Origin of the sequence: Phaeovulum sp. (genome assembly GCF_041596715.1) — a bacterium.
GTDB lineage: Bacteria > Pseudomonadota > Alphaproteobacteria > Rhodobacterales > Rhodobacteraceae > UBA6213.
Window position 1 is genome coordinate 1 of record NZ_JBFHIA010000310.1, and the last position, 2,941, is coordinate 2,941.

Sequence of the window (2,941 nt, forward strand, 5' to 3'; positions counted from 1 at the left end):
AAAGCATGAAGGCGACACGATTCAGCTAGCCGATATGGTGCTGCGCATGACCGAGGCGGGGCAGTGGCCGCACCTCGATTTCAGCACCCCGATCGGTATTCTGGCGCTTGCACCGGTTGCGTTTTTCGTCTGGCTCGGCGCGGGGCTTGGCCACGCGGTGATATGGGCCGAGGTCGCGGTGGCGCTGGTGCTGCTGCCCGCCCTCGCGCGCGCTGCCGCCTCGCGGTTCGAGGCAACCGGAGCGCTGCTCTATGGTGCCTATGTGGTGGTGCTGTGCCTAGCGTTGGTGCACGGCGAGGCCGATACCACCGTCTCGCTTTCGATGCATTACAACCGCTGGGCTTGGGCCGTGGTCTACATCATCGTGCCGCTTGCCACGATGCCGGGCAGTGGCGAGCCGCGCCCCTGGCTTGATGGTACCCTGATCGGCTTGGGCATGGCGGCGCTGGCACTGATCAAAATGACCTATTTCGTGGGGCTCGCCCCGGCCATTCTGCTGGCGTTTCTGGTGCGCGGCGAAGGGCGGGCGTTCTTGGCGGCGCTGGTGGCTGGGCTTGCGGTGGCCGGGCTGATGACGGGCCTCGCCGGCCCCGGCTATTGGGGCGACTATCTGTTCGATCTGCTCAGCGTCTCGCAATCGTCGATCCGCGCGGCACCCGGCGCATCGCTGCTGGGCGTTATCGGCGCACCTGCCTTTATCGGGCCGACTTTGGCGTTGCTTGCCACCGTGATCTTCCTGCGCCAAGCCGACAAGCATACCGAGGGGTTGCTGCTGCTGGCGTTGGCACCGGGGTTCTTCGTCATTACGTGGCAAAACTACGGAAACGATCCGCAGTGGCTGGTGCTGGTCGCCGCTTTTGCCCTGCAATTCCGGCCCGATCCCTATCGGCACAACGGCATGGGTATTCCGCTGAAAGCGGGTCTGACCACGGCGGCGATTGCGGCGCTGGCGTTTACCACACCCTCGACGCTGAATCTTGCTTTCAGCCCGCTTCGCCAAGCCTTCGCAAGCTCTGAAGGTATGGTGCCAATGCTTGCCAAATGGCCCGATCATTCGGATCTTCAGGTAAGCGAAGCGCGGCTTTACCGGGTGGACGGTATCGAAGCGCTCGATATGCCGGGCGCGCCCTATGCCAGCTACCGCGAAGTTTCCAAGCGCGATGAGCCTGCGGTTCTGAACGGGGAAACCTTGCCAGACTGCGAATTGCTGGCCGGTTACAGCGCATGGTTTGAAACTGCGGGCGCAGACCTTGCCGCAGCAGGATACGCGGACAAGCGGATATTGGTGGCAGACCTGTTTTCGGCGCTTTGGCTTTACGGCCCGTTTCCGCCGCTACAGGGCGGGGCTCCGTGGCTTTACGGCGGCGCGCCCGGTATCTCGGCGGCCGAATTCGTGCTGGTGCCGCTTTGCCCGACCAAGCTGCTTTCGCGCGCCGAAATGCTCAAGGAGCTGGATGCCAGCGGTTGGACCCTGACCGAGGTGCGGCGCAACGCGACCTATATTTTGCTGCGGCCGTCCAAATCTTAAAAGGCGACAATGGCCAAGTAGCCCCAAAGGGTTCCGACCAGCGCCAACCCAAGCGGAAAGTCTGCGCGCGCCCACGAAACCCAGTCGGGTGCCAGCGCTCGTAATGACGGCACGGCGCGGATCAACCTGTGCGCCACAAAAGCGGCAAGCAGAAAGGCCGTCAGCAGGAAGATCACGAAACTCAGATTGGACTGCGCAAAAAACGGTGCCATTGCCGCGCCGAACTTGGCATCGCCTGCACCAAAATGCGCGACGGCATTCAGGATAATCCCGGCAACCAACACCACCGCAAAGCTTACCCAGCGCCACGCCCAGACATCGAGCGGCAATAGAAACGGCCCGGCGACAATGAAAACCGCCAGCAAAGACAGCACTGCCTTATTGGGGATTTTCATGGTCTTAAGGTCAGACCATGCGACCCATGCGCAGATCGGCGTGACCAGCACTAAAAACACCAGTGCCGAGGTCTGAACGCTTAGCCCGAGCATCGCTTAGCCTTGCCCGACGTTGGCATCAAGCGCAGCCAGCGCGCGCGCGGCCTGTTCAAAGTGCTGCGGGTGGGTATCCACTGCCTGCTGAAGCAGTGTCCGCCCGATGTTCACATCGCCCCGCTTGATCGCTGAAAGAGCTGCCGTGTAAAGCAGTTGCGCCTTTTCCACTTGCGTCATGGACATCACCGGCAGGTCGTATTTGCCCTGCGCTGCCCGAGCCAGAACCAAGTTGTTCTTAGCGGTGAAAAGTTTGGTGTCATATGTCAACGCTTCGGTAAACAGCCGTTCGGCCCCGGCATGGTCGCCGCGCGACAGCTTGGAAAAGCCCCAGTTATTCAGCACAGACGCGGGCGTCGTGGTTAGCCCGGCGGCGATTTCATAGAAACTGTCGGCCTTTTTCCAATCCTTGCGGAAGTCGGCGACCATCGCTTCCAGCCGGTAGCGATCAAAGGTTTCGTAGGTGGGAGGTACTGCGTTCAGCGCGGCTTCGGCACGTTCCCACTCGTTCATGCGGATCAGGGCTTCGGCGTAGTCTACCCGGTCTTCGTCGGTAGCGCCCGGCATCCCCAGCACCGCCTTCCAGACCTCAGAGGCGTCACTGGGCTTTTTCGCCCGCACGAGTGACTTTGCCAGACCACGCTTCAGGTCGATCCGGTCAGGTTTTTCGATGCTTGCGCGCAGGAAATAGGCCACCGCCTCTTCCGGGTCAGCCGAAGTCAGCATGACTTCTGAAAGATTGGATTCGTCGATCACGTTGACGCTGGCCAAGGCCCGCGCAACATCTGCGTCAGACTGCGTGTTGCAGGCAGAAAGTACGACCGCGCTGCCCAAGCAGAGCGTCATCAGAACCGGGTGGCGCATCTTTGTGCGTCCTTTGCTCGTTGCCTCAGATACTGTGCCTCAGGGTCGGGTCAGCAACAGA

Annotated in this window: 3 protein-coding genes; 1 reads left to right on the forward strand and 2 read right to left on the reverse strand. The window is 61.4% G+C overall.

Annotation, left to right across the window (positions count from 1 at the left end; translation table 11 throughout):
* Nucleotides 1-1,528: hypothetical protein (locus ABY403_RS15160; RefSeq protein ID WP_372841656.1), on the forward strand; the 1,528-nt coding region annotated here is incomplete at its 5' end.
* Here the strand turns inward: ABY403_RS15160 and ABY403_RS15165 are convergent.
* Together ABY403_RS15165 and ABY403_RS15170 are read right to left on the reverse strand one after the other, a co-directional pair.
* On the reverse strand, nucleotides 1,525-2,016 hold the full coding sequence (locus tag ABY403_RS15165; RefSeq protein WP_372841657.1) for a prepilin peptidase: 492 nt from the start codon (nucleotides 2,014-2,016) through the stop codon (nucleotides 1,525-1,527). The genes ABY403_RS15160 and ABY403_RS15165 overlap by 4 nt on opposite strands.
* A gap of 3 nt (nucleotides 2,017-2,019) precedes the next feature.
* Nucleotides 2,020-2,880 (reverse strand): tetratricopeptide repeat protein, encoded by an 861-nt coding sequence (locus ABY403_RS15170; RefSeq protein ID WP_372841658.1) that lies wholly within the window; start codon nucleotides 2,878-2,880, stop codon nucleotides 2,020-2,022.
* Nucleotides 2,881-2,941 lie beyond the last annotated feature (61 nt).

Bases quoted from the DNA above. Each gene is read 5' to 3' on its own strand.
- ABY403_RS15165 (WP_372841657.1), bottom strand. From the start codon at position 2,016: ATGCTCGGGCTAAGCGTTCAGACCTCGGCACTGGTGTTTTTAGTGCTG.
- ABY403_RS15170 (WP_372841658.1), bottom strand. From the start codon at position 2,880: ATGCGCCACCCGGTTCTGATGACGCTCTGCTTGGGCAGCGCGGTCGTA.